This window comes from Nonomuraea sp. NPDC050022, from assembly GCF_044460705.1.
Classification (GTDB): domain Bacteria; phylum Actinomycetota; class Actinomycetes; order Streptosporangiales; family Streptosporangiaceae; genus Nonomuraea.
In genome coordinates, this window is sequence record NZ_JBITKE010000006.1 from 14,531 (window position 1) to 39,705 (window position 25,175).

The 25,175-nt window shown below is 69.5% G+C and carries 26 protein-coding genes; 10 read left to right on the forward strand and 16 right to left on the reverse strand.

The genetic code is table 11. The annotated features are described in order from the left end of the window. Positions 1–16: 16 nt before the first annotated feature. The 6 genes from aroH (at position 17) to der (ending at position 6,836) form a co-directional block, all read left to right on the forward strand. Positions 17–376, forward strand: coding sequence for a chorismate mutase (gene aroH / locus ACIBO2_RS25855; protein ID WP_357639298.1), 360 nt, complete (start codon positions 17–19; stop codon positions 374–376). Positions 377–445: 69 nt separating this feature from the next. After that, on the forward strand, positions 446–1,630 hold the full coding sequence (locus tag ACIBO2_RS25860) for a prephenate dehydrogenase (protein ID WP_358555637.1): 1,185 nt from the start codon (positions 446–448) through the stop codon (positions 1,628–1,630). 734 nt (positions 1,631–2,364) lie between these two features. After that, entirely contained in the window at positions 2,365–2,994 is a 630-nt protein-coding gene (locus ACIBO2_RS25865; protein WP_397299939.1) for a hypothetical protein, read from the forward strand. A gap of 348 nt (positions 2,995–3,342) precedes the next feature. Then, positions 3,343–4,506 (forward strand): FAD-dependent oxidoreductase, encoded by a 1,164-nt coding sequence (locus tag ACIBO2_RS25870; RefSeq protein ID WP_358555634.1) that lies wholly within the window; start codon positions 3,343–3,345, stop codon positions 4,504–4,506. A gap of 233 nt (positions 4,507–4,739) precedes the next feature. Next, a complete protein-coding gene (gene cmk / locus ACIBO2_RS25875) occupies positions 4,740–5,396 on the forward strand; it encodes a (d)CMP kinase (RefSeq protein ID WP_397299943.1) in 657 nt (218 codons plus the stop codon). A 33-nt stretch (positions 5,397–5,429) separates the two neighbouring features. Next, positions 5,430–6,836: a ribosome biogenesis GTPase Der gene (gene der / locus ACIBO2_RS25880; protein WP_358555631.1), complete on the forward strand. Its 1,407-nt coding sequence runs from the start codon at positions 5,430–5,432 to the stop codon at positions 6,834–6,836. 99 nt (positions 6,837–6,935) lie between these two features. Here the strand turns inward: der and ACIBO2_RS25885 are convergent, their stop codons facing one another. Continuing rightward, complete coding sequence (locus ACIBO2_RS25885) at positions 6,936–7,385, reverse strand: DUF6220 domain-containing protein (protein WP_358555628.1); 450 nt, start codon at positions 7,383–7,385, stop codon at positions 6,936–6,938. Positions 7,386–7,721: 336 nt separating this feature from the next. On the opposite strand from ACIBO2_RS25885, the gene ACIBO2_RS25890 reads away from it, so the two are divergent. Then, positions 7,722–8,111 carry a pentapeptide repeat-containing protein gene (locus tag ACIBO2_RS25890; RefSeq protein WP_397299946.1) on the forward strand — a complete coding sequence of 130 codons (390 nt, stop codon included), beginning with the start codon at positions 7,722–7,724 and terminating at the stop codon, positions 8,109–8,111. Positions 8,112–8,271: 160 nt separating this feature from the next. Here the strand turns inward: ACIBO2_RS25890 and ACIBO2_RS25895 are convergent, their stop codons facing one another. Further along, positions 8,272–8,595: a hypothetical protein gene (locus tag ACIBO2_RS25895; protein ID WP_397299949.1), complete on the reverse strand. Its 324-nt coding sequence runs from the start codon at positions 8,593–8,595 to the stop codon at positions 8,272–8,274. Positions 8,596–8,695: 100 nt separating this feature from the next. Here ACIBO2_RS25895 and ACIBO2_RS25900 point away from each other — a divergent pair, with 100 nt between their 5' ends. Together ACIBO2_RS25900 and aspS are read left to right on the forward strand one after the other, a co-directional pair. Then, entirely contained in the window at positions 8,696–9,343 is a 648-nt protein-coding gene (locus tag ACIBO2_RS25900; RefSeq protein WP_397299951.1) for a hypothetical protein, read from the forward strand. Between the two features lie 315 nt (positions 9,344–9,658). Next, positions 9,659–10,939: an aspartate--tRNA(Asn) ligase gene (aspS, locus tag ACIBO2_RS25905; RefSeq protein ID WP_397299954.1), complete on the forward strand. Its 1,281-nt coding sequence runs from the start codon at positions 9,659–9,661 to the stop codon at positions 10,937–10,939. Between the two features lie 333 nt (positions 10,940–11,272). On the opposite strand, the gene ACIBO2_RS25910 is transcribed toward aspS, so the two are convergent. The 3 genes from ACIBO2_RS25910 to ACIBO2_RS25920 all read right to left on the reverse strand — a co-directional run bounded on the left by ACIBO2_RS25910 (position 11,273) and on the right by ACIBO2_RS25920 (position 14,118). Then, the gene (locus ACIBO2_RS25910) at positions 11,273–12,940 is read right to left on the reverse strand and encodes an MFS transporter (protein ID WP_358555613.1); all 1,668 of its coding nucleotides are present in this window, start codon (positions 12,938–12,940) and stop codon (positions 11,273–11,275) included. Next, positions 12,937–13,587, reverse strand: coding sequence for an LppX_LprAFG lipoprotein (locus ACIBO2_RS25915; RefSeq protein ID WP_358555610.1), 651 nt, complete (start codon positions 13,585–13,587; stop codon positions 12,937–12,939). Before ACIBO2_RS25915 ends, ACIBO2_RS25910 begins: the two co-directional genes overlap by 4 nt. Positions 13,588–13,659: 72 nt before the next feature. Further along, entirely contained in the window at positions 13,660–14,118 is a 459-nt protein-coding gene (locus ACIBO2_RS25920) for a MarR family transcriptional regulator (RefSeq protein ID WP_357639270.1), read from the reverse strand. Between the two features lie 218 nt (positions 14,119–14,336). Between ACIBO2_RS25920 and ACIBO2_RS25925 the strand changes: the two genes are divergently transcribed. Next, a complete protein-coding gene (locus tag ACIBO2_RS25925; RefSeq protein ID WP_397299959.1) occupies positions 14,337–15,263 on the forward strand; it encodes a cation diffusion facilitator family transporter in 927 nt (308 codons plus the stop codon). Here the strand turns inward: ACIBO2_RS25925 and ACIBO2_RS25930 are convergent. The 11 genes from ACIBO2_RS25930 to ACIBO2_RS25980 are packed head-to-tail and all read right to left on the reverse strand — an operon-like array spanning position 15,260 to position 25,022. Next, positions 15,260–15,436, reverse strand: coding sequence for a hypothetical protein (locus tag ACIBO2_RS25930; RefSeq protein ID WP_225291654.1), 177 nt, complete (start codon positions 15,434–15,436; stop codon positions 15,260–15,262). The two genes, ACIBO2_RS25925 and ACIBO2_RS25930, sit on opposite strands and share 4 nt — an antisense overlap. A 9-nt stretch (positions 15,437–15,445) precedes the next feature. Continuing rightward, positions 15,446–16,033 carry a 4'-phosphopantetheinyl transferase superfamily protein gene (locus ACIBO2_RS25935; RefSeq protein ID WP_358555669.1) on the reverse strand — a complete coding sequence of 196 codons (588 nt, stop codon included), beginning with the start codon at positions 16,031–16,033 and terminating at the stop codon, positions 15,446–15,448. An 18-nt stretch (positions 16,034–16,051) separates the two neighbouring features. After that, positions 16,052–16,837, reverse strand: a complete 786-nt coding sequence (locus ACIBO2_RS25940) for a hypothetical protein (RefSeq protein ID WP_397299962.1) — start codon at positions 16,835–16,837, stop codon at positions 16,052–16,054. After that, positions 16,834–18,174 (reverse strand): MlaD family protein, encoded by a 1,341-nt coding sequence (locus ACIBO2_RS25945; RefSeq protein WP_397299965.1) that lies wholly within the window; start codon positions 18,172–18,174, stop codon positions 16,834–16,836. Before ACIBO2_RS25945 ends, ACIBO2_RS25940 begins: the two co-directional genes overlap by 4 nt. 28 nt (positions 18,175–18,202) lie before the next feature. After that, complete coding sequence (locus ACIBO2_RS25950; RefSeq protein ID WP_358555599.1) at positions 18,203–19,249, reverse strand: MlaD family protein; 1,047 nt, start codon at positions 19,247–19,249, stop codon at positions 18,203–18,205. Next, positions 19,246–20,277 (reverse strand): MCE family protein, encoded by a 1,032-nt coding sequence (locus tag ACIBO2_RS25955; RefSeq protein WP_358555596.1) that lies wholly within the window; start codon positions 20,275–20,277, stop codon positions 19,246–19,248. Before ACIBO2_RS25955 ends, ACIBO2_RS25950 begins: the two co-directional genes overlap by 4 nt. Further along, a complete protein-coding gene (locus ACIBO2_RS25960) occupies positions 20,274–21,299 on the reverse strand; it encodes an MlaD family protein (RefSeq protein WP_358555666.1) in 1,026 nt (341 codons plus the stop codon). Before ACIBO2_RS25960 ends, ACIBO2_RS25955 begins: the two co-directional genes overlap by 4 nt. Next, the gene (locus ACIBO2_RS25965; RefSeq protein WP_358555593.1) at positions 21,299–22,357 is read right to left on the reverse strand and encodes an MlaD family protein; all 1,059 of its coding nucleotides are present in this window, start codon (positions 22,355–22,357) and stop codon (positions 21,299–21,301) included. The genes ACIBO2_RS25960 and ACIBO2_RS25965 overlap by 1 nt, the downstream gene beginning before the upstream one ends. A gap of 1 nt (position 22,358) precedes the next feature. Then, positions 22,359–23,378 carry an MlaD family protein gene (locus ACIBO2_RS25970; RefSeq protein ID WP_358555590.1) on the reverse strand — a complete coding sequence of 340 codons (1,020 nt, stop codon included), beginning with the start codon at positions 23,376–23,378 and terminating at the stop codon, positions 22,359–22,361. A 4-nt stretch (positions 23,379–23,382) separates the two neighbouring features. Next, the gene (locus ACIBO2_RS25975; RefSeq protein ID WP_358555587.1) at positions 23,383–24,237 is read right to left on the reverse strand and encodes an ABC transporter permease; all 855 of its coding nucleotides are present in this window, start codon (positions 24,235–24,237) and stop codon (positions 23,383–23,385) included. Then, on the reverse strand, positions 24,237–25,022 hold the full coding sequence (locus ACIBO2_RS25980) for an ABC transporter permease (protein ID WP_263655046.1): 786 nt from the start codon (positions 25,020–25,022) through the stop codon (positions 24,237–24,239). The genes ACIBO2_RS25975 and ACIBO2_RS25980 overlap by 1 nt, the downstream gene beginning before the upstream one ends. Positions 25,023–25,175: the final 153 nt, after the last annotated feature.

The window sequence follows — 25,175 nt, forward strand, 5'->3', positions numbered from 1 at the left end:
AGAGGGGTGTAATCACATGGTGCGGGCGATCCGCGGGGCGATCCAGGTGGACGCCAACGACCGTGGGGCGATCATCGAGGCGACCACCGAGCTGGTCAGCGAGATGATGGGGCGCAACAAGCTGACCACCGACGATGTGATCAGCGTGCTGTTCACGGCGTCTCCCGATCTGACGGCGGAGTTCCCGGCGCTGGCGGCGCGGAAGCTGGGCTTCCACGACGTGCCGCTGATCTGCTGCACCGAGATCGACGTGCCGGGCGCGCTGCCCAGGGTCGTACGCCTGATGGCCCACGTGGAGACGGACCGGCCGCGCTCCGACATCCAGCACGTCTATTTGCGCGGCGCCGTCGCGCTCCGCCAGGACATCGCCCAGTAACGACCGGCTCATCCGCTTTCCCGCTACCCGACCGAGCTACTCCGACGCCAGATAAATCAGGACATCTACATGGCCTCCGAACTCCGCACCGTGCTGGTAGTCGGCACCGGTCTCATCGGCACCTCAATCGCGCTGGCGCTGCGCGAGCGCGGGGTGCGCGTGCTGCTCGCCGACCACGACCAGGGAGCGGTACGGCTGGCCCGGGAGCTCGGCGCGGGCGAGGAGTGGCACCCGGAGACGCACACCCAGGCCGCTTCGGCCCAGGGTGAGTCCGCGTCGGCTCCAGGTAAGTCGGCTTCGGCCCTGCGCCAGTCCGCTTCGGCCTCGGGTGAGTCCGGCGAGACGATCGATCTCGCGGTGCTCGCGGTGCCGCCCGCGCACGTCGCCGGTGAGCTGCTGGCGCTGCAGCGCAACGGCACGGCCACCTTCTACACCGACGTGGCCAGCGTGAAGGTGGAGCCCATCGAGCGGGCCGCCCAGCTGGGCTGTGACATGTCCACCTACGTCGCCTCCCACCCACTGGCCGGACGCGAGAAGTCGGGCCCCGGAGCCGCCAGGGCCGAGCTGTTCCTGGGCCGCCCGTGGGCGCTGTGCCCCACCCCCGACGCCACACCGGAGGCCAGAGCGGCCGTGCTGCGGCTGGTGGAGCTCTGTGGCGGCAACCCCATCGAAGTGGACGCGGCCGAGCACGACCAGGCCGTGGCCGTCGTCTCTCACGCGCCCCACGTCACCGCCTCGGCTGTCGCGGCCCGGCTGGCGGACGCGTCCGACATCGCGCTCGGCCTGGCCGGGCAGGGCGTACGCGACGTCACCAGGATCGCGGGCAGCGACCCGGGCCTCTGGCTCGGCATCCTGTCGGGCAACGCGACGCCGGTGGCCGAGGTGCTGGAGGCCATCTCCCGCGACCTGGCCGAGGCCGCTACGGCGCTCCGCGCGCTGGCCGACGGCGACGGCACGGTCACACAGGAGATCACCCAGCTGCTCAAGCGCGGCGTGGCCGGTCACGGCCGCATCCCGGGCAAGCACGGGGGCCCCGCGCCGGCGTACGTGGTGGTCCAGGTCGTCGTCGGCGACCGTCCCGGTCAGCTGGCCAGGCTCTTCCAGATCTGCGACGAGGTCGGAGTCAACGTCGAGGACGTACGGCTGGAGCACGCTCCCGGCCTGCCCCTGGGCATCGCCGAGGTCTCCGTGCAGCCGGACGCGGCGGCCGTCCTCACCGAGGCCCTGCTCGAACGGGGCTGGCAGGTCCCCTAAAGCGGGCACCGCAGGCTCGAATCTTGCCGGGCACACGACGTCCGATCAGCGAAAAGTGCCTGACCAGCAGAAACGCCCCCCAAGGGCTTCTTCATGTGGCTGGTGACGTAAGACGGTCAGCGATCGTTTGCGGATGATCCTTCCCAAGGGAGTCACGCTTACCTTTCATCCCGATCATTGGACCGACCGGAGGCCACCGTTGCCCTCGATTCACGACTTCATGACCTGGGAGCCGCTGCTGAGGCTCCTGCAGGCGGGCAACGCGGAGAGGCTTGCCGCCCCTGGCGGTCACGTGGCGGGACGGATCGACCGCGGCGGCTGGAGCCTGCCACTGCCACGGAGATTCCCACGGCCCGGCCAAGCCCTCCAGGCGGAGGACATGCAAGATGAGGTCGATGCGGTGGAACGGGTGCGGAGCGCGCTCGCGGACGTTGGCGCCGACGGCATCTCGTTCGTGGTGGAGATCTCGCCGGCCGGGCGGACCGTGCTCTATCTGCTCAATCCCAGCCCCGCCGTCGAGGCCGGCATCGGGCCGCATCCGGGATCGCTCATCCTGGTCCAGGGCTCCGTCCCAGAGCCCTGGCGCCGTCTTCCCGATTCGGTGCCGGCAGCGTCGATGGATCTGGCGTTAGCTCTTCCCACTGGATCACCTGTACATCGCCGACGCGCCGTCACGTCCCTGCCCGTGGCGCTTCGCGGCGACGGCGGCGGTCGTCACCCCGCTCGACGCCGCGGTGCAGGGCCTGGTCGGCTCACCCGGCTGGATCGCCTTCGGCGACAACGGCGGCGGCGACCGGATCGCGGTCGACCTCACCCCAGGCCCGCGCGGACACGTGGGGCAGCTCATCGTGCTCGACCATGAGCAGAACATCGGCGCCGCCCTGCTCGCCGAATCTCTCACCGACCTGGTGGTGAACCGGCGCAGCGGCTGGCACGCCGACCGTCGCGGCGACCAACCGCCGGCCGTAGCCGACATCGGGAGCCTGACAAGCCTCCAGGCCGCCGCCCACCCTGAGCTGGAGGTCCTGAGCATCGGTGGCTGGGATGGTGAACCTCTCAGCCTCACTCCCGTCACCGGACTGCCTCGCCTGAGGACCCTCACCGCATACCCGGGCACGCTGGCCGACCCGTTGGAGATCGCCAAGCTGACCGGCCTGGAGTTCCTGGAACTCGGGCCGGATGAGTGGCGCGTCCTCCTCGATGCTGGAGCCGTCCCGCGCAGCCTGTCGGCCGCGGCTATTGAGGTGCACGGCGATCGACACCCGTTGCCGATCACGGCCATCGCCAACGAACTCCTCGCTCTCTGGGACCGCCCTCCGATCACCCAGACCCTCATTGAGGGTCACCTCGGTCCCGCCGCGTAGTTCGCGACGACAACCAGCGGAGTCGACGGCTCGCCCGCATGGCCGCTGGGCTCGGTCGGCGCCGTCACCGCCTGGCGCCACGCCCGCGAGGACAGCACTCCACTGCTGACGGTAGACGGCAAAAGTTGCTCATCCTCACGCGGTCATCGGATTCCTATGGCGGTGGCCACAAGGGTTCCCGGGTGGTTCGTCACGCGACCGTCTCGATCTCTGTAACGGTCCGCCGGGGCGGGTGTCCCTGGGAGGGAGCCCCTTCGGGGGTGGAAGAACGGCGCCGATGTCACATTCCTGGCGGCTCGCTCCGTCTTCAGCGCGGAATCCCATCGGAGTTCGCAAGGAGCCAGGGACATGACGAACATTCTGATTCTGGGCGCCGGCTACACAGGCATCGCGGCCGCGATCAGGGCGGCCACCCGGACGCGCCGCCACGGCGGCAAGGTGACACTGGTCAGCGCCGTACCACGGTTCACGGAGCGGCTGCGGCTGCACCAGACCGCCGCGGGCGAACGGCTGCGGGACCACGCGATCGCCGACATCATCGCCGGCACGGGCATCGACCTCGTCCTGGGCCGCGTGAGCGCCCTCGACCCCGCACGGCACGAGGTCACCGTCAACTGCGACGGCGCGGATCACGGCCGCGTGATCGCGTACGACAAGCTGATCTACGCCCTCGGCACCGTCACCGACGCCTCGACCCCCGGCGTGGCCGAGCACGCCTACGTCTACGACGACCACGACCAGGCCGTACGGCTCGCGCGACGGCTCGGTGAGCTCGACCGGGGGACGGTCGTCGTGGCCGGTGGCGGTCTGACCGGCGTCGAGTCGGCCACCGAGCTCGCCGAAGCGCACCCCAACCTGCGCGTCGTCCTGCTCAGCCGAGGCCGTCCGGGCTCGATGATGGGGGAGAAGGCCCGCGCCTACGTCGAGCGGGCGATGGACCGGCTCGGCATCCAGGTACGCGACGGTGCCGAGGTCACCAAGGTGCTACCGGACGCCGTCGAGCTGGCCGGGGGCGAGCTGATCCCCTCCGACGCGACACTCTGGACCGCCGGCACCAAGGGCCTGCCCCTGGCCAACGAGGCGGGGTTGACGGTGGACGGGCGGGGCCGGATCGTGGTCGACGCCGCGCTCCGCTCGGTGTCGCACCCGGACGTCTACGCCGTGGGCGACGCCGCCGCGGTGCGCCAGCCGTACGGCGTCATGCACGGGACCTGCCAGGGCGGCATCCCGACGGGCCTGCACGCGGCCGACGCGCTCGCCGACGGGCTGCGCGGCCGTCCGGTGAAGGCGTTCCGGTTCGGGTACGTTCATCAACCCCTCAGCCTCGGACGCCGGGACGCGGTCATCCAGTTCACCCACCCCGACGACACGCCGCGCAGGGCGTACCTGAAGGGGCGCTGGGCCATCGTCTACAAGGAGACGGTGAGCGGCAGCCCGCTGCCCACCTACCGCTTGCTCAAGCGCGGGCTGGTGCCGGTCGGCCTGTTCCGGCTGACGGCCGGCCTCAAGTAATGGCGGGTGGCGCGCCCCGACGCCTTGGCGACCGCGTTGGAACGGTATCCGGCCCAGTACGCGGTATGGGGACCGTGGTCGGCGGACGATCGAGCGCGGAATGGAGACTGTGGTCGGGAGGGGGTCGCGGCGGACGCCGGATTGTCCAGCAGGGCGTAGGGCATGCGTGCGAGGCGGTAGCCTCTTCAGGTTGGGGAAAAACGTGCAGTGGGAAACGTGAAGAGGGAGAGGCCGTGACCGGTCTGGTCGTCGCCATGGACGGTCCCGCGGGGTCGGGCAAGTCGAGCGTGTCGCGTGGAGTCGCTCGCGCACTCGGGCTGCGCTACCTGGACACCGGGGCGATGTACCGGGCGATGACCTGGTGGATGCTCCAGCAGGGCGTCGACCTGGCCGATCCCACCGCTGTCGCGGCCCGCGCGGGCGAGCCCGAGATCACCTGCGGCACCGACCCCGACGGCCCGTCCATCCACGTCGGCGGTGTCGACGTGGCCGGGCCGATCCGGGAGGCTGAGGTCACCGGTTCGGTCTCCGTCGTCGCGGCGGTTCCCGAGGTGCGCGCGCGTCTCGTTGAACTGCAGCGGGAGATCATCGGCAGCGGCGACATCGTGGTCGAGGGCCGCGACATCGGCAGCGTGGTCGCCCCCGACGCGACCGTCAAGGTCTATCTGACGGCCAGCGCCGAGGCCCGTGCACTGCGCCGTACGGCGGAGCTGAGCGGCACCACGGTGGAGGCGCAGCAGGCCGCGATGGCCAAGCGTGACACCCTCGACTCCACTCGCAAGACGGATCCACTCTCGATGGCGGCTGGCGCCGTCGAGCTCGACACCACGCCGCTGACCCTCGAAGAGGTCATCGGCGAGGTGCTGAGTCTGATCAAGGAGCGCACCTGACAAGGGTGCGGTACTCACAAAGGATGAAAAATCGTGTCAACGGGGGATTGGGTCGAGGCTGAACTCGACGATCTCGCAGTATCCGACGACGTCGCCGACAGCGGCCCGGTGCCGGTCGTGGCCATCGTCGGTCGCCCGAACGTAGGCAAGTCCACGCTGGTCAACCGCATCATCGGCCGCCGCGAGGCGGTCGTCGAAGACGTGCCGGGCGTCACCCGTGACCGCGTCACCTACGACGCCAACTGGCGCGGGCGCCGCTTCACGGTCGTCGACACCGGCGGCTGGGACCCCGAGGCCACCGGAATGAACCTGCGCATCGCCGACCAGGCGCGGGTCGCGGTCGAGCTGGCCGACGTGATCGTGTTCGTCGTCGACGCCACCGTGGGCGCGACCGACGCCGACGAGACGGTCGGCTCGGTGCTCCGCCAGTCGGGCAAGCCGGTCATCCTGGCCGCCAACAAGGTCGACAACCAGCAGGTGGAGCTGGAGGCCGCCGCGCTCTGGGCGCTCGGCCTCGGCGAGCCGCAGCCGGTCTCGGCCCTGCACGGCCGCTCCAGCGGCGACCTGCTCGATGTGATCCTCGACGCGCTGCCGGAGACGCCGGAGCTGCGGTTCGACGCCGAGCGCGGCCCCTACCGGGTGGCGCTGCTCGGCAAGCCCAACGTCGGTAAGTCCTCGCTGCTCAACAAGCTGGCGGGGGAGGAGCGGGTGCTGGTCGACCCGATGGCGGGCACCACCCGTGACCCGGTCGACGAGCTGATCGAGCTGGGCGGCAAGACCTGGCGCTTCGTCGACACCGCCGGCATCAGGCGGCGCGACCGCGAGCTGCAGGGCGCCGACTTCTACGCCGCCATGCGCACCCGAGCCGCCCTCGAACGCTCCGAGGTGGCGATCGTCCTCATCGACGCCAGTGAGGTGCTCACCGAGCAGGACCTGCGGATCATCGGCCTGGTGATCGAGTCGGGCCGGGCGATGGTCGTCGCGTTCAACAAGTGGGACCTGGTCGACGAGGACCGCCGCTACTACCTGGAGAGGGAGATCGACCGGCAGCTCGTCCGCACTCCGTGGGCGCTGCGGGTCAACATCTCCGCCAAGACCGGCCGCCACATGGACCGGCTCGTCCCGGCGCTGGAGAAGGCGCTCGGGTCGTGGTCGACGCGGGTGCCGACGGCCAGGCTCAACGCGTTCCTGACCGAGCTGGTGCACCAGACGCCGCCGCCGGTGCGGGGTGGCAAGCAGCCGAAGATCCTCTTCGCCACGCAGGCGTCGGTGGAGCCGCCCAAGTTCGTGCTGTTCACCTCGGGCTGGCTGGAGGACACCTACCGGCGCTTCATCGAGCGCCGGATCCGCGAGGAGTTCGGCTTCGCCGGGTCGCCGATCGATGTGTCGATGAAGATCCGGGAGAAGCGGAAGAGCGGCGGCCAGCCCGCCAAGAAGTAGCCTCGGCCCAGGGCGGCGCTCCGATCCAGGTCGCCGTCCGGGGTTCCGGCTCAGGTCACGGTTCGGCTCTCTTCGGGCCGGGCCTGGGCGTGGGTTCGGTCAGACCGGCTGGGGCTGGGGTTCCTCCACGGGTGCCTTGGTGTGCCTGCGTACGGCACGGTAGGCGGCGATCACCGCCCAGAGCTGCCCCAGCCCCACGACGGCGTGCAGACCGTACACGAACAGGCTGGCCAGCGGTGTGTCGTCCGTCGTCGCGCCCGCGAGGCCGGCCAGCGGGAAGACGACGAGCATCTGGACGGCGCTGAGCACCAGGGGAGCGGCGCTCAGCGCGATCAGCTTGCCGGGCACCTTCGCCAGCGCCGCGACGACGGTGGCCACGAGGGAGACGGCCGGGATGACGAACAGGCCGTTCGCGGCGTGCAGGCCGATCGCCGCGGGATCCGTGCCCGTGGGCCGCGGCATCTGGAACGCGCCGAACGTGGCCAGGTAGAACTGCAGGATCACCACGACGATCTGCGCGACGGCGCATCCGACCAGGGCTCTGCGCATGTCGGCCTCCTCCGGGGGACGGGTTGCCCCGAGTGTGCTCGGCGACGGCCCTCCGGATAACCCCTATCCGCCCCCTGTGGTCGTTGGATGTGGGGGGAGCTGGATCTCCTTCAGCGGATACGGAGTGCGCCTGCTCTCGCGCCGGAAGCTACACCTCTGTGAGGGACGCAGAGCAGAACGTTCATGCTGGTTCCGCGGGCGATGCCGCGCTTGTCGATCAGGCAGGCGGATGTCCGTCAGGGGACCCACTCGATGCGTTCCGCCGGACCATGTGCCTTCGTGTCCAGATCGGGCGGATTGGTGTGACAGGTGGGCGGGTCGGTCTACCGTCGGTTCATGGAAGAGGTGGACTGGGAAGACGACATTTTCGACCTGGACCGCGGCGAGGACCTGTACCGCGCGAAGATGCGCGGCATGAACCTGGTCGGCGCGGACTTGAACGACGCGAACCTGACCGAGGCGGACCTCCGCGACACGAACCTGGATCACGCGAACCTGGGCCGCGCGTATCTGACTCATGCGAACCTGGCGGGCGCGTCCCTGCGCGGAACGAATCTGGCCTGCGCGGACCTGGATGGCACGAGCCTGGACGGGGTCACGTGGTCGATGGGCCCGGAAGGGACGCAGTGGCCTGGAGGGCTGGCGGAGACGATGCGGGCTCGATCGCGGGAGATCGAGCCTGGGGTGTGGCGGGCGGCAGGAGACATCCCGCGAAATGCCTCATGATCAATGAGACGGATCGACATTGATCCGTCTCATTCAATCTGAGGCACCGCAGGTGAGAGATGTTTCATGCCTCAGATCCGACCAGACGAGACAGCTGTCAGCCGTCTTGGCTCTGGTCAAAGCGTCCTGTGCTGCGGTGGCCATGAGGGTCTCGGCGGGGTCATGGCGGGGATGTGGGCGCCGTAGGTGAGTACGCAGGCCGCGGGCAGAGGTTGGTGCCGCTGAGGTGCTCTCTCTGGAGCATGCGCCAGCCGGGCTCCAGCTCCCCGGTCTCGTTCATGGCGATGATGCCGTACGAGTTGGGGCAGCCGGTGGCGACGCAGTGGCGGATGCCGGGCGAGGCGATGGTGATCTTGGCCAGGGTGGCGTTGATCGCGGTGGTGCGGTACTGGAGAGGATTGGAGCCGTCTGCGCGGAGGACCTGGTCGGCCAGCCAGACCTCGGCGCGCGGGTAGTAGCTGGGGCCGGCGTCGTGGAGGCACATGGCGAGGGGGCGGGGGCGCGCATGCCTCTTTCTGCCCTGGGTCCCGCCCTGGGATCCTCCCCAGAGGTTGGCAAGACCCTTCGGGAATGGCGGAGCGAGGATGGCCTCTTACGCACTACGTCGGTTCGTCGCCTGGCTGGCACGCAACGCAGATGGAGTGATCGCGCTGGCCCTCGCCCTCGTCGTTGGAGTCATCGGCGTACTCCCCGAGGAGGTGCTCCCTTCGGGGACGACGGACGGGCTCATCCAGAGTGTCACGCTTGTCCTTCTTGCCCTCATCGGGACCGCAGTACTTCGAGATCGGTTTCGTTCAGACCAGCAGTTCGCAGACCTCGAGAGCCTCATTACGCGATTGAATCCGCGGCATGGTCGCGCTCTGGGCGATGCCGACGAAAGTCTCGAGATCCAGTTCGCGGATCTGGCCTGCCGCTTGGAAGGCACCTTCGACGAACTGGCTGAACTTGAGGCCGCGATGAAAGCTCGTGCGGCCGTTGCCCGAAGACTTGCGGCCGAAGCGGAAACCAACAGGCGTGAAGCCGATTCGAGCCGTGAAATCGCGGCGCGACGTAAAGAAGAGGCCGATGCCTTCGACGTCCTCCTCGCCAGGCAGGTCGACGCCGTGGCTCAACGTGTCGAGAAGCGAGGCCAAGGTACTCAACGTCGCTACATGCTGTACGGCGTCATTCTCGGAGCCGCAGCCGCCGTACTGCTTGACGCGACCAAACACTATTGGGCGTTCTGGATGTAGGCGTGCCTGTGCGGACGGGTTCTCATCAGGTTGCCGACGTCCGCCGGCGATGACTACGCTCTCCGGCAACACGTAGACGGAGACGAGTAACCGAAGGCCCGCGCGGGCTGAGAGAGCCGCCGGTAGCTGTGAAGGCGGCCTCGCGCCCCTTCGGCGAAGACACTCCCGAGTGCGGGGAGGAAATGCCCCGCCGGTCTGACCCCCGTCATCGGGTCGTGGAGGCCGCCCTTTCGTGGGCGGCGAAAGTGCGGTGGCACCGGGAGTTCCCTTCTCCCCCGCACTCCCAAGGGATCATGCAACTCGTGAGGAGCTGTGATGATCTCTCGTGTCCTGTCGGCGGAGCTCGCTGAGCACGCCGGACAACGAGTGACGATCGCCGGTTGGGTACATCGCCGCCGGCGGCTGAAATCCGTGTCCTTCCTGGTCGTCAGGGACCGCAGCGGGCTTGCCCAGGTGGTGACGCCCGGCGTGGTCCCGGGTGAGGAGCCCGGTGCGGTTCCGGGGGAGGAGACGGTCGTCCGGGTGACGGGCGTCGTGACCGTGAACCCGCAGGCGCCGGGCGGCGCCGAGCTCACCGAGCCGGAGATCGAGGTACTGGCCGAGCCCACCGAGGCGCCGCCGTTCGACCTCTACCGGCCGGTCGTGCCCGCCGCGCTGCCCACGATCCTCGACCACGCACCGGTCGCGCTGCGCCATCCGCGGCTCAGGGCGCCGCTGGAGATCTCGGCGGCGAGTGTGGCCGGGTTCCGCCGGGCGCTGGACCGGCTGGGGTTCACCGAGATCCACACGCCCAAGATCGTCGCCTCGGCCACCGAATCGGGCGCGAACGTCTTCGGCATCGACTACTTCGGCCGCCCCGCCTACCTGGCGCAGTCGCCGCAGTTCTACAAGCAGGCAATGGTCGGTGTGTTCGAGCGGGTCTACGAGGTGGGGCCGGTCTTCCGGGCCGAGCCGCACGACACGGTCCGCCACCTGGCCCAGTACACCAGCCTGGACGCCGAGCTGGGCTTCGTGCGCGACCACCGCGACGTGATGGCGGTGCTGCGCGAGGCGGTGGCGGGCATGGTGGAGGCGGTACGGGGGCAGCCGGCGGTCGACCTGCTCGACGTGACGTTGCCGGAGGTGCCCGCCGAGATCCCGGCGATCCACTTCACCGAGGCGCAGCGGTTCACGGACGAGTTCGAGCCGGACCTGTCACCGAACCAGGAGCGGTGGTTGTCGGAGTGGGCGGTGCGGGAGCACGGGTCGGAGTTCCTGTTCGTCACGGGGTATCCGATGGCCAAGCGGCCGTTCTACACCCATCCGGACCCGCTGCGTGAGGGGTATTCGAACGGGTTCGACCTGCTTTTCCGGGGGTTGGAGCTGGTGACGGGCGGGCAGCGGCTGCACAGGCACCAGGACTACCTCGACGCGCTCGCCGCGCGTGGTGAGGATGTCGGGCCGTATGAGGGGTATTTGCAGGCGTTCGCGCATGGCATGCCGCCGCACGGGGGGTTCGCGCTGGGGCTCGAGCGCTGGACCGCGCGCCTGGTCGGCGCCGCGAACATCCGCCAGGCCACGTTGTTCCCCCGCGACCTGAATCGCCTCTCTCCGTAGACCGCCCTCGGCTCTCTCCGTAGAAAAGCGCCATATTTTACGGCAAGCCCGGTGAGCCCCACCCGCCATACGTGGCCGGGCCCCGTCCAGGGGCACGCTCCTCCGGTGGGCGGGGCCGGGCGCCGTGACGTGCGCATGGTCGGCCATGGCTTCCGTATGGCCGGCCATGGCGTCCATACGGAATGGTCGGCCTCCCCATGGTCAGCCCCGAAGGACGGGTGGGTCTTCGGGGCCGGCTTGGGACACGAAGGATTCAGCGGAAGCGCGGGACAAGAAGGACGTACCGGGCGCAGGGCTGGAACGGCCTCCTCAGGAGCGGGGCCAGGACGGACTTCACCGAGTGCGGGGCAGGAAGGCGGCGACCGCCGCGCCCAAAAGGCAGATCAGCGCCGTGACGAAGAACATCTCCGTGTATTCCAGATGTAGCGCGGCGTCCACCTTCGCGAGGTACTCGCTCAGCTGCTTCGCGTACACCGCAGGTTCCACCCCCACCGGCAGCGGCGTGTCCAGGCCCGCAGTCAGCGACTGGAACCGGTGGAACCCCCACGCCGACACCCCCGCGATGCCGATCAGCATGCCCATCATCCTGGCCACCACCAACGCCGCCGAGGCCACCCCGTGCTGCGTGGCGGGTGTCACCCGGAGCACCGCGGCCGACACGGGGGCGATGACCAGCCCCAGCCCCAGTCCGGCCACGACCAGGGAGAGGTCCACCATCAGGGCGGCGTTCGCCAGGTCGAGCGGCCAGCGGCTCATCACGCCGTACCCGGCCGAGGCCACGATCAGGCCCGCCACCGCCACCACGCGGTCGCCGAGCCGGCGGGCCAGCAGACCGCCCAGCAGCGCGCCCACCGGGAGCGCGATCAGGAACCTGGCCAGCACGAGCGCCGCGTCCAACGTCTCCAGGTCGAGCAGCGTCTGTGCCGTGAACTGGACGAACACCATGGTGATCAGCAGCGCGGCCCCGGTCAGGAAGCTCACGCCCAGCGTGGCCAGCAGCGGTCCCTTGCGGGTGCCCGTCAGGTCGAGCAGCCGGACCTTCGACCTGATCTCCCACCAGACGAACGCCGCCCCGGCCACGACCCCGGCCGCGATCACCGGCAGGCCCCAGGGCGGCAGCACGGTCGTGGCGGGATCGGGGTTGTACAGGCCCACGACCAGGAGGGCGAGGCTCAATGCCAGTAACGCGCCGCCGACCCCGTCCACACGCCCGGCCGACGCCTGCCCCGGCAGCCCGGAGGACCCATGATCCGAAAGCTTGGCGGACGCCCCACCCGAAGGCCCGGAAGACGGCTGCTCCGGGTGTTCGGACCGGGTCTGCTCCAAAAGGTCGGACGGAGTCTGCTTCAGAGGGCCGGGCGGGGTCTGACCCATGGGAGCGGGGCCGGAAAGGGCCCGTTGAGCCTGTGGTGAGGGGACGGTCAGGTGGACCGCCACGGCGGCCAGTGCCGCCAGTGGCAGGTTGATCCAGAAGATGGCGTGCCAGCCGCCCAGCTCGATCCCGAACACCGTGGTGCTCGGGAGCAGCGCCAGCACCCCGCCGTACAGCGGACCGAGCGCGCTGCCCAGCTCCTGCGCCGCGCCGACCGCGCCGAGTGCCACCGGCCGCTCGTGCTCGTGCCACAGGTCGCCGATGAGCGCCATCGTGATCGGCAGCAGCGCGCCTCCCGCGATCCCCTGGATCGTCCGGCCCGCCACCACCATCACCTCTCCGGACGCCAGCGCGGTCAGCACCGAGCCGAGCGCGAACGCCGCCAGGCAGGCGTGGATGAGGGGCCGCCGGCCGTACCGGTCGGAGAGCTGGCCGAGCAGCGGCATCGCGGCGATGTAGCCGAGCAGGAATCCGGTTACCACCGGTGTCGCCCGCTCCAGGCGGTTGGTGGGGATGCCCACGTCGGTGGCGATGTCGAGCAGGACGGTCACGACCACGTACGCGTCGAGGGCGGCCAGCAGCACCACCGCGCCGCCGACGCCGAGCGCGACCCGGCGGGCGCGCCTCATCCGGCGGCGGGTGGCGTGATGGTCACCGGCGCGTCGAAGTCGCTGAGCGACACGGTCACCGTGCCGTCCTGCAGCGGCAGTTCGAGCTTGGTGAGCCGGCTGGTGGCCTTGTCCACCCAGAGCTTGCCGTTGACGCCCTGCGTGACGCCGGGGATGAGCGTGCCGAGGACCTGACCGGAGAACGCGGTGGCCACCCGGTAGGCGCCGCTCTCCTCGGCCTCCACACGCGGGTCGGTGGCCGTGCTGAGCAGCTGCGCGAGGCCCTTGGCCGGGTCGAGGATCTTCGACGGGTCGTAGAGCTGCGCCAGGTCCTTCCTGGTCATCTTCTGGAAACCGCCGGTCGGGCCCTTGAAGTGCACGGTGTCGCCGACCAGGGCGAAGGTGATCTCCTGGAGGCTGCCCAGCACCTCGATGGTGATCGTGCCGTCGGCGTCACCGGCGGCCGTCAGCCTGCCGTCGGCCTTCTTCACCGGCACCTTGGGCTTGCCGTCCGTGGCGATGGAGAAGGTGGCCGACTTGACCACCTTCATGGCCTCGGTGGACTTCTTCAGCAGGTCGGGCCCGGCGGGCAGCTCGCTTCCGCCGCCGCCCGATGAGCAGGCGGACACCAGCGCGAAGACGACGACGAACAGCAGCTTTCGAAGCATGAGCGGATCGTAGCGAGCGCCCGGAACGATCGTGCGCCGTCGGGCATATCGGTTAGGTGTCGGCGTGGCCGTTCAGCGTAGCTTCTTCAGGTGCTCGACGATCGGCTCGTAGGCGGCCACCAGCGCGTCCAGCTGGTCGTCGGTGAGCCGGTCGACGAAGTGCTCCCGGACACTGGTCACGTGATCAGGCGCGACCCGCTCGATCGTGGCCCAGCCCTCGCTCGTCAGCACCGCGAACGTGCCCCGCCGGTCGTCGTGGCAGTCCTCCCTGACGACCAGTCCCTTGGCCTCCATACGGGAGATCTGGTGCGACAGCCGGCTGCGCGACTGGATGGTCGCGTCGGCCAGGTCGCTCATCCGCATCCGGTGGTCGGGACTCTCCGAGAGATTGACCAGGATCTCGTAGTCGTTCACCGACAGGGCGTGCTCCTGCAGCTCGCGGTCGAGCCGATGCATGAGCAGCTTGTGCAGCGCCAGGTGGGTACGCCAGGCACGCTGCTCGGCGGGGGAGAGCCAGCGAGGCGCGCTCATCGAGACTCCTCGAGCGTGGATACCCCCGTCTTCAGGCGAGGGAGGAGGTCAAGATCTCCAATCTAGCGCACATAGGCGCCGGCCTCGCAGTCCGTGTGACCTCGCAGTCCGTGGAACGCCGCAGGCTCTATGGCGGACCGCCGGACGAGGCCCCGCCACGCCGCCGGACGCGGCCCACCATGCCGCCAGGGGTAACGCGCGTCATAGAGTGACCCGTCGTGGCGGACAACTCGGGTGAGAGTCTGGGCACCGTCCTGGTCGCGGGCGGTGCGAACCTGGCCATCGCGGTGGCCAAGCTGATCGCGGGCCTGATCGGCGGTTCGGCGGCGATGCTGTCGGAGGCGGCCCACTCGGCCGCGGACACGGTGACGGAGCTCCTGCTCCTGGTCTCCGTACGCCGGGGCCAGCGGCCCGCCGATTCGCGCCACCCCTTCGGGCACGGCAAGGCGGGCTTCTTCTGGGCGATGATGGCGGCGGTCGCGACCCTGGTCGGTGGCGCGGGGTTCTCCATCACCCATGGCGTGCACGAGATCAGCCACGGCGAGCGGCTCGGCAACCTCATCCCGTCGTACATCGTGCTGGCCCTCTCCTTCGCGATCGAGGGCGTGTCCTTCCTCAACGCGCTCGCGCAACTGCGCAGGGAGGCCCGCAGGCATGACGTCAGCCCGTTCCGGCTGGTCTCGATCACCTCGGACACCGCGCTGAAGGCCGTCGTGTACGAGGACGCGGCCGCGCTGATCGGGCTGGTGATCGCGGCGCTGGGTCTGCTCGGCTACCAGGTGACCGGCTCGCCCGTGTGGGACGGCGCGGCGTCGATCGCGATCGGGGTGCTCCTGCTGGTGGCCGCGCTCACGCTGATCCGGTCGAACGTGTCGCTGCTGATCGGCCAGTCCGCTCCGGGCCCGGTCGAGGAGGAGATCCGCGCGGTGCTGGCGGGGCAGCCCGAGGTGGAGAGCGTGGTCGAGCTGCTCACCATGATGCTGGGCCCGGGCCGCTTCCTGGTGGCCGCGAAGATCGACTTCCGGGACGACGCGACGGCCGCGGGGGTGGAGATCGCCTGCGACGAGCTGGAGCGCCGGCTGCGGGATCGCTATCCCGGCATCTCCCAGGTGTTCCTGGATCCGACTCCCACTCGGCGTCGTTAGTCCAGGGCCATGACCACGGCGAGGCCGACGACGTGCATGAGCACGACGGCGACGATCAGCGAGACGAACACGAACTTGGCCGGCCCGTGCTCGAAGGTCTTGCCCTCTTCGAGCGGCTTGCGCTTGGCCATCCGATCGGCGATTCGCTCCTCGACTGACTTGCTGTAGAACATGCCTCCATTTTATCCGACCAGAGGCAGCTGCTCGGCTGGTGAATCTGTGATGACGGCCACTACGATGTCGCCCTCGGCGGTCCATTCGAGCAGGTGGCGGCCCGTCACGTCGGCGTCGGTGGCTCGCAGCCCGTCGATGGTCAGCTCGCCGCGCTTGATCAGGGCCTCCTTGCGGGTCCAGCGCCTGATCAGCTCTTCGTTGGTGCTGACCGCCGCCAGTTCCCGCTCGGTGAGCGCCCGGCCCGCGAGCAGCCGGTCGAACGGGCCCGGCGGCACGCGTTCGGCGTCGATGCCCACCCGGCCCGCACCGGCCGCCGCGCAGACGTAGCCGCGCGTGTGGCTGAGGCTGACGCCCAGGGAGGGGGCCTGTTCGATGTATGGGCGGCCGTGGCCGGGGCCGTGTATCTCGCAGTGTTGTAACAGGGTCAGCCCGGCCGGGTCGGTGTCGAGCACCGCCGCGGCGCAGAGGCGTACGAGCAGGTGGGCCGCCGTGAACGAGCGGCGGTCGGGCTCGAACGCGAACCTGGCGGCGCGCGCCCGCTCGACGTCGGTCAGCCAGTCTTCTGGGGCGAGCACCTCGTCGGGGCGCCCACCCATCGCCACGGGGCCGATCGGTCAGTCCTTTTTCTTGGTGCCGCTGTCCAGGTTGTACTGGTCCTCTTTGGCCGCGCCGAGCACGGTCACGTCGTGGACCTTCCAGACGCCCTTCTCCTTGACCAGGCTGATCTTCAGATGGGAGTCCTTGACCGAGCGTATCGCCTCCGAGGTGTTCACCTGCTGGTCGACCACGACGATGGCGTGCGCGGTGGCCTCGTCGACGTCCGAGAGGTAGACCTCGCGGACGTTCGCCTGCGAGACGGCCTTGAGCTTGACGATGACCTGGGCCATCGCGCCGCCGAACGCCTCGTCGTAGGTGGCCAGGAAGTCGCCGGTGGCCTGGGCTGTCAGCGTGGCGCGGGTGGCCTGGAGGTTCTGGTAGTCGTAGCTGAGCAGCGCCTTGCCGAACGAGCTCGCCGCGCCTGAGACCTCCAGTCGCAGGGCCCGCTCGCTCTCCAGCCGGGCCAGCGAGTCGCGGGCCTGGCTCGCGGAGATCCACTGCAGCGCCGCCGTGGCGGCCAGCGCGGCCACCAGCAGGGCCACCACCGCCACCAGGATCCGGCCACGCCCCAGCCCCGACCGCCCAGCGGCGACCACCCCACCGCCGTCCGAGGCACCGGTGTCGGAAGGGACGCCGTCCGAGGGGCCGCTGTCAGAGGAGGCGCCGTCCGAGGGGCCGGTGTCCGAGGCCGCGCTGGCCGAGGGCTCCCCAGGCGGCCCGTTCGAGGTGGTCGGTGATTCTGCCGCTGTGGCCTCCTCCGTGGCGCTCCGCTGGTCCTCCGCGAGGTCCTGCTTGGTGGTCATCGGTTCTCCTCACGGCGGCGGGCGGCCCGGCCCACCGCGATCCACCCCAAGATGCCACCACTCGCCGCCACCGCGAGGAAGATCGCGACGATCAGCGGAGCGGCGTCCACCGGGGTACGGGACGCGGGCCCGGAAGCCGCGGCGGGTGACTTCGCGCCCGCCGCCTCCGGGGTCCGCTCGGGCTGTGCGGTGGCCTTGGCCTGGGCTTCCGGCCGCCTGGTCTGCTCTGCTTCGGTGTCTTTCCTGGGATGGTCGGCGGCGTCTTCCGTACGGACCGGCTCGTCCGTCGCGCGGTCGGGGCAGGCGCGCAGGCGGGGCACGGTGGGCGGGCCGACCGGGCCCGCGTACTCCTCCGCCGGTTGCGGCCCGCCTGGGACGCTGAAGATGAACGACGCCTTGCCGTACACCGTGTTCCCCTCCCTCACACTGATGTCGTCCGCCAGGCTCAGCGCGGTCGGCACGATGCTCAGCAGGTGGTGCACGTTCCGCTCGGTCTCGGCGGAGAACACCGGTTTGTGCGGCAGGCCCGCCGCGGTCAGCAGGCACGACAGGCCCGGTCTGGCCCGCTTGATGGCCTGGTCGAGCTGCCCGAACACGCCGGGTCCCTGGTCCAGGAAGGCGTCGAGGTCGCTGCGCGAGTCGCGCAGCGTGGCCGTCACCGTGCTCAGGTCCGTGATGCCGGAAGCCAGCTTGTCCTTCCTGCCCGCCAGGGTGTGGGTGAGCTGGGTGAGCTGCACAGACAGGTCGTCGAGCACCTGGGAGTTGTCGGCCAGCGTGCCGGTCAGGTCGTGCGCGTCCTCGATGATGTCCCTGATCGACGACGACCGGCCGTCCAGCGCCACCGCCAGCTCGTGCGTGATCGTCTTGGCGTCCTTGGGCGGCACCGCGGACAGCAGCTTACCGACGCCCTCGAACAGCTTGCGGTAGTCCAGCGGCACCGTGGTCTTGGACAGCGGGATCACGTCGCCGGCCGCGAGCGTCGGGCCGTTCACGCCGGTCACGGGCGGCGACAGCTCCACGTACGGCTCGCCGACCGCGGACTTGCGCCGTACCTCGGCCGTGGCCGCCTTCGGCAGCCGGACCTCCTTGTCGATGTCCAGACCCACGACGATCTTGCCGGGCGCCAGCCGTACGTCCCCGACCTTCCCCACCCGCACACCCAGGTAGGCGACGTCGAAGCCGCGGACCAGGCCGGGGGAGGAGACGAACTCCGCCGACACCCGGTAGGGCTGGGTGATCGCGTCGAGCTTGATGATCGTGCTGAACGCCCAGATCGTCATCACGATGCCTAGGACGACGAAGAAGCCAAGGTTCAGATAGATGCGGCGGTTCCTCATCGCGACGGCCCCCAGAGCAGCTGGTTCCTCATCGCGGCGGCTCCCAGAGCAGGCGGAAGTCCGCGACCCGGTTGGGCAGCAGACCCGTCTTGCCGTTCGGCAGCAAGCCCGTCTTGCCGTTCGGCAGGAGTCCCTTGTGCCGCGGCGTCAGCAGGCCCTTCAGCCACACGTAGATCAGCACCTGGCCGTTGACCGTGATCGGCGGCGTGTCGATGAACGCCTGCAGCTTGGCCACCAGCGCCTTCAGGTCCTCCTTGCCGCGCAGCATCGAGGAGGTGATCGCGTCGAGCTCGCGCAGCAGCGTGCGCAGCCGGGCGGCGTGCCGCGGGTAGACCGTGAGGTTGGCCTCCTTGGCCAGGTCGGTCAGCGCGATGATGGCCGTCTTCACGTGCTTGCGGCCGTGCGCGATGCGGGCCGTGGCCGCCGCCAGCGTGCCGGGCAGCCGGTCCAGCTCCTTGCTGCCCTTGGCGAGCTGGTCGCCCAGCTTGGCCAGGGCGTCCACGGTGGTGGCGATGTCCTGGCGGGCGGCGGCGTAGGTGTCGGTCACCTCGGCCGTCTGCTTGATCAGCTTGTTGACGTCGGCGCCCTTGCCGGCGAACGCGGTCGAGGCGGCGTCGAGGATGGCGTTGACGTCCTGTGTGCCGAGCGCCTCGATGAGCGGCCCGGCTTTCGCGGTGACCTGCTCGATGTCCGGTTCGACCGAAGTGTCGGTGATCGTGGCGCCGCTCTTGAGGTAGGGGCCCTTCGACAGGTCCTTGCCCGGGGGCGGCGTGAGCTGGACGTAGTTCTCGCCCAGGACCGAGGTCTTGGCCACCGTCGCGGTGCTGCCTTCGGGCACCGGGTGCTCCGGCGTGATCGACATGGTCACCCTGGCCTGGTAGCCCTGCAGCCGGATGCCGGTCACCGTGCCCACCCGTACGTCGGAGATCTGCACGCTGTGCCCGGCGACCAGGCTCTGGACGTCGTCGAAGGTGGCGTTGATGGTCAGATCGCCGCCGGTGGCGCCGAGTGTCTGGAGCGAGCAGGACGCGGTGATGCCCAGCGCGAGCAGCCCGGACAGGACACGTGCCTTCATCGGTTCTTCTTCCCCTTCTCGAAGGGGCAGTTGCTGAGGCCGGCGGGCAGGCACGGGACCTTGCCGAGGTTCAGGGCGTCGAACAGCGGGGTCAGCCAGGCCCTGGTCATCGCGTTGAGCACCACGCGGATCTTCAGTACGTGCTGCTTCTTGTCCCAGGAGTCGATCAGGATGTCGGAGAAGTCGGCCGCGCCCTTGATCGCCTGGGCCATCGACGCGCTGTTGGCCCGGACGGTCAGCACCAGCTCGGCCAGTGTGCCGGCGGCCTGGGGGAGCCGTTCTGAATAGGCTTCGATGATCACGTCGCCGCGGCGCACGAAGTCGGCCATCCCCGCGATGAACGTCCGCAGCCGCCGCCGCTCCTCGGCCAGGATGGCGCTGGCCTCGGCGAAGGAGTCGATCGCGCCGGTCACCTGGCCCTGCCGCTTGTTGAGGCTGGTGGCCAGCTTGTTCAGGCCCTTGGCCAGGTCGATGAGCTGCTGGTCCTGCTTGGCCAGCGTGTCGGTGAGCCGCGCGGTGTCGGCGAGCGCGTTGTTGACCGTCTTGCCGCGGCCCCTGACGCCGTCGGCGAGGTCGCCCGCGACGTCGCCCAGCTTGTCGGAGTCCAGCGCGTCGGTCAGCTTGGTGAACGCGTCGAGCGCGTCGTCGATCTCCACCGGCAGGTCGGTGCGCTCCAGCGGGATGGTGGCGCCGGAGGCGATCCGCTGGTCGCCGGGCTTCCAGGGCGGGTAGAGGACGACGTTGCGCTCGCCCAGGGTGTTCTGCGGCGCGACCACGGCCTTGACGTTCGCGGGCAGCGGCACCTCCCGGTCGACCGACAGCTCGACGCGCACCTTGTCGCCGTCGATCCGGATGCTCGTCACATATCCGGCGTCGAGCCCCATCACCTTCACCCGCGCCTGCTCGTACAGGGAGGGCGCCTTGCTGAAGATCGCGGTCAGCCGGTACGGCTCGGGGCCGAGCAGCGTGCACCCGCCACTGGCCGCCAGCAGCGTGCCGGCCAGCAGGGCCGCCAGTAAACGGGTCATCGGTCGTTCTTCCTGTCCTTGGCGATGGCGCCGAGCACCTCCGGGTCGATGGGGCCCAGGCCCGTGGCTATGGCCTCGAGCCACGGGCCTTGGCCGCCCATCGTGGACAGCCCGGAGAACGTCGGGCCGGCCCACGCCAGGAGCGCGTTGAACTCCTTGTTGCCGCTGTTGAGCTTGGTGGTGATCGCGCCGGTGTCGTCGAGGACCTGGACCAGCGTCTTCTCGTGCTCGTTGATCAGCCGGGTGGTGCTCTGGACGAGGTCGCTGCCGTCGCCGAGCAGCGCGCGCAGCTCGTTGCGGCGCGAGCGCAGCTCGTTCAGCATGACCTCGATGGCGTCGATGAGCCGGCCGAGCTGCTTGTCCTTGCGCTCCAGCACGTTCATGATCTTGGTGCCGTTGTCGAGGAGCTTCTGCAGCTGCGGTTCGCTCTGGCTGATGGTGTCCGACAGGTCGCCGATGTTCTTCAGCAGCTTGGTGATCCGGCCGCGCTTGCTGATGTCGACCTTGCCCAGTTGGGTGAGCAGGTCGTCCACGGCCTTGGTGTCGAGCTTCTGGACCAGGTGGGTGGCGTCCTTGATGGCATCGTTGATCAGCGTGGGGACGCCCGTCCGCGTCACCGGGATCCGGCGCTGCGCCTCGGGGAGCTGGTCGACGTACGGGGCGGTGACCGGGCCCGACAGCTTGACGTAGCGGCCGCCGAGCAGGTTGGACAGCGTGATGTCGGCCCGGGTGGCGCGGCCGAGCCGTACGTCGGTGTCGACCTTCCAGGTGACCACCACGTTGCCCTGGCCGTAGTCGGGCCGTACCTCGGTCACCTTGCCGACCCGCACGCCCGCGACCCGCACATCGTTGCCGGTGCGCAGGCCGCCGGAGTCCACGAACGTGCCGGACATGTAGTAGCCCCCTTCGAGCAGCCCGAGGCTGCCGACGAGGAAGGTGGCCACCAGGATCGTGCCGATCACCGCCAGCGAGATCAGGCCGACGACGATCTTGTTGCGGTCGCGGAAGGACTTGAGCGCCATCACTCACCGACCATGAGCTTCTGCAGGTCCTTCGAGCTCTGGATCCGCGTGCTGCCGCGCAGTGGGGGCGGCGTCTTCATCGGGTACGGGCAGGGCGCGGCGCTCAGCGCCAGGCACGGGACCGCGGTGATGAAGTAGTGGCCGCGATCGACGCTGGAGTAGGCGCGGGCCAGCAGCGGCTGGAAGGTGCCGATCGTCTTGTCGATCTCGTTCACGTGCCGCCTGATGCCGCCGGTCAGCCCGGAGAGGTTGTCGACCAGCGCGCCCAGCTCGTCGGCGTTCTTGCCGAGCACCTGGTCGGAGGTATGGACGGTGGTCGAGAGTTGCACGATCGCGTCGTCGATCAGCTTGCGGTTGCCGGCGAACGCCTCGGAGAGGGTGACCAGGTTGTCGACGAGCTGCTCGATCTGCTTGTCGCGCTGGGCGACCACGCCGGTGACGGTGGCGTAGTCCTTGAGCAATCGCTGGATAGTCTGCTTGCGCTCGTTGATCGTGCCGGTGATGGCGTTGACGTTGTCGAGCAGCCGGGGGATGTTCTTGTCGTTGCCCTTCAGGGATTTGGCGGCGGCGGTGAGCAGCTGGTTGATCTGGTCGGGGTCCAGGCTGCGGGTCAGCGGGCCGAGGTCGCTCACCAGCTGGCCGATGTCGACCACGGACGAGGTGCGGACGACCCGAGAGCCGGGGGCCAGCCGGCCCGGCGCGGTGCCGGGGAGCAGGTAGACGACCCGCTGGCCGACCGCGTTGCGCCACCTGATCGCGGCCTCGGTGTCCGACGGCACCCTGACGGCGTCCTGGACCTCCATGGTGATCTCGGCCCGGCCGTTCACCACCTTGATCGTGTCGACCTGTCCCACGGGCGCCCCGGCGATCTTCACCTGATCGCCCTCCCGCAGCCCGGACACATCATCAAATGTCGCGACTAATTGGTATCCGCCGCCGGTGCTGACCCGGGCGATCTGCACCGTGATCACCACGATCAGCGCCACCGTCAAGCCGACGAACAGCACCACGCGCAGCAGCGTCCACCGGCGGGCCACGCGTTCCCTGGACAGCGCCACGTCAGTCCCTCCCGTCGGTGGGTCCGCAGGAGCCGACGACGAGCTCGCAGATGTCGGTCGAGACGAACGCCTCCACCTGCAACTGGCGGGCGCCGCCGGGGCCCGGCGCCTCGATCAGCTTGTTCAGCAGGTCCACCAGCCGGTTCAGGCCGCGTACGCCGTCACCGGCCAGGCCGAGCTGGGCGTAGATGAGCGAGGCCACCCGCTCGCCCGAGTGGACGGCCGCCCGCAGGTCCTGCCGGTGCTTGCGCAGGCCGTGCGCGCTCAGGTCGGAGACCGAGGTGACCTCCTGGAGCAGGACCCGCACCTTGTCGGCCCGTTCCAGCAGGTCGGGGGTGATGACGTTGACGTCGGAGGAGATCGCCACCAGCTCGTCGCCCTTGTCGGACAGCGCGGTGGACAGCCCGGCAGTGTCATGCAGGAACTGCCTGGCCCGCGCGCGCTGCCGGTGCGCGACATCGACGACCGTGCCCGCGTCGTCGATGAGCTCGCGCAGCCGCTTCCCTTCGCCGTCGAGCCCCTGGGCCAGGGTGTGCACGATGACGGTGACCTCGCGCGGGTCCACGGCGTTCAGGCCCCGGTAGGCGGCGCCGAGCGTGTCGGACAGGTCGAGGGCCTGCTCGGTCTGGGTGATGACCGCGCCGCCGGCCAGGTAGGGGCCGGTGGTCTCGCCCGCGCCGAGCTTGAGGTCGACGAACTTGGGCCCGAACACCGACGACGGCTCGATGGCCGCGACAGTGGTGCTGGGCAGCCTGACGCCGGGCTCGATGGCCATGCTCACCACGGCCTTGCCCTTGGCGTCGAGGGACACCTTCGTCACGTCGCCGACCGTGATGCCGCGGATCTTGACGGGGGACTGGGTGTCCAGGCCCTGACCGGACCGGGCGAAGACGGCGTCGATCCTGGTGCCGTTGATCTCCGACGCGGTCCGTACGATGAAGATCGTCGTCGCCGCGAGCACCACGATGAGCGCGAGCGCGATGCCCGCGCGGACGGGCAGGGAGAACTCGTCGCGACCCATTCATTCACCCCGTCAGCTTCACGCTGCCGCCGTTACCCCAGAACAGGTACGACAGCAGCAGGTTGAGCAGGACGATCGTGACGATCGACTGACGGATCGCGCGGCCCGCCGCCACGCCCACGCCGACCGGGCCGCCGGTGGCGTAGAAGCCGTAGTAGCAGTGGATGACGACGACCGTGAAGGCGAACACCGCCACCTTGGTCACGCTGAACACGATGTCGCTGACCGGCAGGTACAGGTAGAAGTAGTAGTCGTAGACGCCCGGCGCCAGCCCGAACAGGACCGTGCTCATCAGCCGGGTGGCGAAGAAACTGGCGAACAGCGCGATCAGATAGATCGGCACCAGCGCCAGCAGCGCCGCCACGACCCGGGTGCAGATCAGGTAGGTGAAGGCGTTGATGCCCATCACCTCCAGCGCGTCGATCTCCTCGGAGATCCGCATCGCGCCCAGTTCGGCGGTGAAGGACGAGCCGACCTGCGCGGCCAGCGCGGTCGCGGCGATGATCGGGGTGATCTCGCGTACGTTGGCGAAGCTGCCGACCAGGCCCATGAACGACTCGGCGCCGATCGCCTGCAGCCCCTGGTAGCCCTGCAGGCCCACGGTCGCGCCCACGACGAAGGCCATGGTGAACACCACGAAGATCATGCCGCCGCCGATGACGGTCGCGCCGACGCCCACGACCACGTCGCTGACCTGGCGGATGACGACCTTGAAGTACTTCAGCCGGAGGATCACATCGCGGACGGAGTAGAACAGCACCTTCCACACGAACAGCGGCCAGTTGGCCAGGGTCGCGAACCGCTCGGCCCATTCGCGCCCGCTGACGGCGAACCTGAGGCCGGCCGTACGTGAGACCATCACAGCGCCTTCGGCGGGTAGGCGAGGAAGTAGACGGCGGAGATCACGTAGTTGAACGCGAACACCAGCATGAACGTGACCACCGTCGACTGGTTGACCGCCCGGCCCACACCGACGGGGCTGGTGGCGCAGGTCATGCCCTTGTAGCAGGCGACGGCCGCGGCGATGAAGCCGAAGATCCACGCCTTGAACAGCGTCACGTACAGGTCGGAGCCCACCACGAGCGACAGCGCGCCGTCGAAGTAGGCGCCGGAGGTCACGCCCTGGACGACCACGTTGAAGAAGTAGCCGCCGCTGGCCCCGGCCAGGATGACCAGCGGGCACAGGCAGACCGCGACCGTGCTGGCCGCCCACATGCGCGGCGTCACCAGGCGGTGGATCGGATTGACCGACATCACCTCCATCGCGCTCAGCTCGTCGCGGATGTGCCGCGCGCCGATGTCGGAGGTCATCGCGCTGCCGCCGGCCCCGGCGATCAGCAGGGCGCTGGCCAGCGGCGCGACCTCCCGGATGAGCCCGACGAACACGGCGCTGCCGGTGGCGGACGCCGCGCCGAGCTGCCATGCCAGGTCACCCACCTGCAACGCCACAGTGGCGCCGAGAGGTAAGGAGACGAGCAGCACCGGCACGCTGGTCACGCGGGCCAGGAACCAGCACTGGTCGACGAACTCCCACCACCAGCTCCGGACGTCCCAGCTGCGGCGCAATCCCTCCAGGACGATGACGAAGAGGTCACCCACCTGGCCGAGCACGGACACAGCCTTGCGGCCAACGTATCCGGACAACTGACCACCTCGTGGAACCAGCCGACTACGGAAGCAGTAACCCTACTGACGGTCCGTCTAGTAAGTCGATGCTTTCGCTGGAATTTGAGGAAAAGGTATGAGACCCAGGTCACAGGTTGTCAGCCCGCTACGAAACGTGATCGCCTCGTAACC

What these genes read in the sequence shown, in the direction of transcription:
- ACIBO2_RS25860 (WP_358555637.1), top strand. Translation starts at nt 446, where the DNA reads ATGGCCTCCGAACTCCGCACCGTGCTGGTAGTCGGCACCGGTCTCATC.
- ACIBO2_RS25975 (WP_358555587.1), bottom strand. Translation starts at nt 24,237, where the DNA reads ATGGTCTCACGTACGGCCGGCCTCAGGTTCGCCGTCAGCGGGCGCGAA.
- ACIBO2_RS25930 (WP_225291654.1), bottom strand. Translation starts at nt 15,436, where the DNA reads ATGTTCTACAGCAAGTCAGTCGAGGAGCGAATCGCCGATCGGATGGCC.
- ACIBO2_RS25900 (WP_397299951.1), top strand. Translation starts at nt 8,696, where the DNA reads ATGGCCTCTTACGCACTACGTCGGTTCGTCGCCTGGCTGGCACGCAAC.
- ACIBO2_RS25940 (WP_397299962.1), bottom strand. Translation starts at nt 16,837, where the DNA reads ATGACCACCAAGCAGGACCTCGCGGAGGACCAGCGGAGCGCCACGGAG.
- ACIBO2_RS25945 (WP_397299965.1), bottom strand. Translation starts at nt 18,174, where the DNA reads ATGAGGAACCGCCGCATCTATCTGAACCTTGGCTTCTTCGTCGTCCTA.
- ACIBO2_RS25895 (WP_397299949.1), bottom strand. Translation starts at nt 8,595, where the DNA reads ATGTGCCTCCACGACGCCGGCCCCAGCTACTACCCGCGCGCCGAGGTC.
- ACIBO2_RS25950 (WP_358555599.1), bottom strand. Translation starts at nt 19,249, where the DNA reads ATGAAGGCACGTGTCCTGTCCGGGCTGCTCGCGCTGGGCATCACCGCG.
- ACIBO2_RS25910 (WP_358555613.1), bottom strand. Translation starts at nt 12,940, where the DNA reads ATGAGGCGCGCCCGCCGGGTCGCGCTCGGCGTCGGCGGCGCGGTGGTG.
- ACIBO2_RS25935 (WP_358555669.1), bottom strand. Translation starts at nt 16,033, where the DNA reads ATGGGTGGGCGCCCCGACGAGGTGCTCGCCCCAGAAGACTGGCTGACC.
- ACIBO2_RS25970 (WP_358555590.1), bottom strand. Translation starts at nt 23,378, where the DNA reads ATGGGTCGCGACGAGTTCTCCCTGCCCGTCCGCGCGGGCATCGCGCTC.
- ACIBO2_RS25915 (WP_358555610.1), bottom strand. Translation starts at nt 13,587, where the DNA reads ATGCTTCGAAAGCTGCTGTTCGTCGTCGTCTTCGCGCTGGTGTCCGCC.
- ACIBO2_RS25920 (WP_357639270.1), bottom strand. Translation starts at nt 14,118, where the DNA reads ATGAGCGCGCCTCGCTGGCTCTCCCCCGCCGAGCAGCGTGCCTGGCGT.
- ACIBO2_RS25890 (WP_397299946.1), top strand. Translation starts at nt 7,722, where the DNA reads ATGGAAGAGGTGGACTGGGAAGACGACATTTTCGACCTGGACCGCGGC.
- aspS (WP_397299954.1), top strand. Translation starts at nt 9,659, where the DNA reads ATGATCTCTCGTGTCCTGTCGGCGGAGCTCGCTGAGCACGCCGGACAA.
- aroH (WP_357639298.1), top strand. Translation starts at nt 17, where the DNA reads ATGGTGCGGGCGATCCGCGGGGCGATCCAGGTGGACGCCAACGACCGT.
- ACIBO2_RS25960 (WP_358555666.1), bottom strand. Translation starts at nt 21,299, where the DNA reads ATGGCGCTCAAGTCCTTCCGCGACCGCAACAAGATCGTCGTCGGCCTG.
- ACIBO2_RS25955 (WP_358555596.1), bottom strand. Translation starts at nt 20,277, where the DNA reads ATGACCCGTTTACTGGCGGCCCTGCTGGCCGGCACGCTGCTGGCGGCC.
- ACIBO2_RS25885 (WP_358555628.1), bottom strand. Translation starts at nt 7,385, where the DNA reads ATGCGCAGAGCCCTGGTCGGATGCGCCGTCGCGCAGATCGTCGTGGTG.
- ACIBO2_RS25870 (WP_358555634.1), top strand. Translation starts at nt 3,343, where the DNA reads ATGACGAACATTCTGATTCTGGGCGCCGGCTACACAGGCATCGCGGCC.